We start from the raw sequence: 2,441 nt of genomic DNA, 5'->3' as shown, positions 1-2,441 counted from the left end.
TAAACAGCACCGCTTAAAAAATCGAAGATTTTTTTAGCATCATCATATTCTACTTCCACAATGAGTACAATACATATCTAATTCCCCTTTCATTCCTTAGTTTAAAAATTCGTATGTAATCTTATATCCAAATACAACTTTTATATTAAATTCCTTACATGATTCAATAACTAATGGTATATCTATTTGTGAACAATTAAAAATATCTGAATTTCTATATATTGTTAAGATATGTTTACCTTTAAGTTTAGTAACAAATATTTTTACATCTTCTGCTCCCATCTTACCAATTTCTTCACCATCCAAATAAATTGTTCTCGGTGTTCCGATAAGATCATTTGGACTGCCGGCTATATATTTATTTGTAGATGTTAATTGTATTTTTATAGAAGTAAAGTTTTCATCACTATTAAAATTCTTTTGTTTATTTATCTCACCACAGTATTTGCAAAATTTAGATGAATACTTAATAACACGATTGCACTTATCACATATATAATAAAATTCATCACTCTTCTTTTTTTCTTCTATTTCTTTTTTCATCTCTTCTATTTTCTTATTTTTTCTGCATTGAATACTTTCTTTATCAAATTCAAATGCTTCTTTTTGAATTTTACGACTGCATAAAGAACAATAATACCAACCTTCCTTAACAATAGGATTCACCAATTTACAACATATAGGACACATTATTTTTCTACTTTTTGACAAAGTAGTATTATACTTTTCTCTATAATTATCTTTATTAAGTTTACTTATTTTGTTTCCACAACAAGAACAGTATTTGATATTACTGCCTTTCAATTCTTTACCGCATTTATCACAAATCACAATCATATTAATTTAACCTCGTTATTAAAAATATGAAACTATAGTTGCCATAATTAATAAATAAAAAATAATATATGAACACGCAATGACGATTGATAGAATTGAAAATACTTGTCCTTTTTCTTTATCATTATTTTTCAACTGATTTAAAGAAATAACTCCCATTATCATTGCCAATATTTCTAATATTAAACCTAACAATCCAAAAAATAGACTTATAATAGAAACAACAAACCCACATATCGAAAGTACATTATAATTTTTTTCATCATTTACGCTTTCTTGTTTTGAAATCAACATTCCGCAATTTAAACAAATATCAGAATATTCTTTTATTTCAGCTCCGCAATTTGTGCAGTAATTTTTTGGTATACTTACTGCTTTCTCAACTTTCATACCACACTTTGTACAAAAGTTTCCATTTTCATTTAATTCATTTCCACAATTTTTACAAAAACTCATAATTTCTCCTATTAATTTTCTATAAATTAAATATCATCATACAAATCGATACTACTATACATCCTAACAGTGCTCCGTATACTACAGAACTATACCTTTTAGGCTCTTTTCTTTTTAGAATAAGAATAAGAATTGATATTCCTAAACCAATCAACCCTAAAAGTCCACCTAAGACACTTCCGGCAGAAAAATAAGCTAGATTAAACTCATCTTTTTTTAGTTTACTTTCAGGAATTAATATATTCCCACAATTAGGACATATGCTGATATTATTAACAATTTCATTTCCACATCTATTGCAATATTTCATTTTAAAATTTTCCCTTCAATTTTAATATCCACTACCAACCCATGTATAACTTACACCGTTAATATTAATCATATTATCCCCTGTAAGCCCCATATCAATCGTTACATGAGATGAATAACTATTTATACCTTCAAAACCTGCAAGGTCATATTCTATAATCCTTCCGCCTTCCTGTATACTTTTTATTGTTATTTTAGCAGAACTTTCATAACCTTTTTGATAATACTTTGAACCCTCTTTTACATACAGTATCATTGCATCACCTGTAACACCTGTTTCACTATACATACTCGCATATTCTGTTGGAAGCCATAATCCGAGTAAAGTCTGCATTACATCATCAACACTTATTTCTTCTTTAACAATAAAAGTTACTTCTTTTTTATTTTTATTTCCATTACTATCTGTTACCGATAAAGTTAATGTATATTCACCTTCTTCTTTTGTATTTACATTTCCGTTTTCTATATTCAAATTCTTTATATCAATATCCCCATCAAGATTATCCTTTATAGAAACAAATTTTGATATATCAAAATCTGATCCCTTTTTTATTGTTAAATCTTTGCTTGTATTAATTTCGGGAGCAGTTGTATCAACTACATTAAACGTACAATCAACTTCTTTTTCTTCTCCATTATTATCTGTAACTATATATGGAATTGAAATTTCTCCAAGTGTTTTAAAATTATACTTATCTTGTTTTGGCTTTATAGAATAATTATCTTTATATTTATCTTTTATTTCTACAAAATCATTTACCGATATATTTTCTCCTGCCTCAATATTTTCCTTGGTAACCTCAATAAAATTTGAAGGAGATTGTAATTTAAACATT

General features: G+C 26.8%; 4 protein-coding genes. All 4 read right to left on the bottom strand.

The genetic code is table 11. The features are described 5' to 3' along the window. Window positions 1-96 precede the first annotated feature (96 nt). The gene (locus FGQ49_RS10160) at window positions 97-837 is read right to left on the bottom strand and encodes a hypothetical protein (protein WP_138269752.1); all 741 of its coding nucleotides are present in this window, start codon (window positions 835-837) and stop codon (window positions 97-99) included. Between the two features lie 18 nt (window positions 838-855). Continuing rightward, entirely contained in the window at window positions 856-1,293 is a 438-nt protein-coding gene (locus tag FGQ49_RS10155; RefSeq protein ID WP_138269751.1) for a zinc ribbon domain-containing protein, read from the bottom strand. Window positions 1,294-1,312: 19 nt separating this feature from the next. Next, entirely contained in the window at window positions 1,313-1,603 is a 291-nt protein-coding gene (locus tag FGQ49_RS10150) for a hypothetical protein (RefSeq protein WP_138269750.1), read from the bottom strand. 21 nt (window positions 1,604-1,624) lie between these two features. Then, window positions 1,625-2,441: immunoglobulin-like domain-containing protein (locus tag FGQ49_RS10145; RefSeq protein WP_138269749.1), on the bottom strand; the 817-nt coding region annotated here is incomplete at its 5' end.

The organism is Anaerofustis stercorihominis (assembly GCF_005844425.1).
GTDB classification, from domain to species: domain Bacteria; phylum Bacillota; class Clostridia; order Eubacteriales; family Anaerofustaceae; genus Anaerofustis; species Anaerofustis butyriciformans.
The sequence above is the reverse complement of the archived record's forward strand: the minus strand, read 5'-3'. Positions and strand labels throughout refer to the sequence as shown.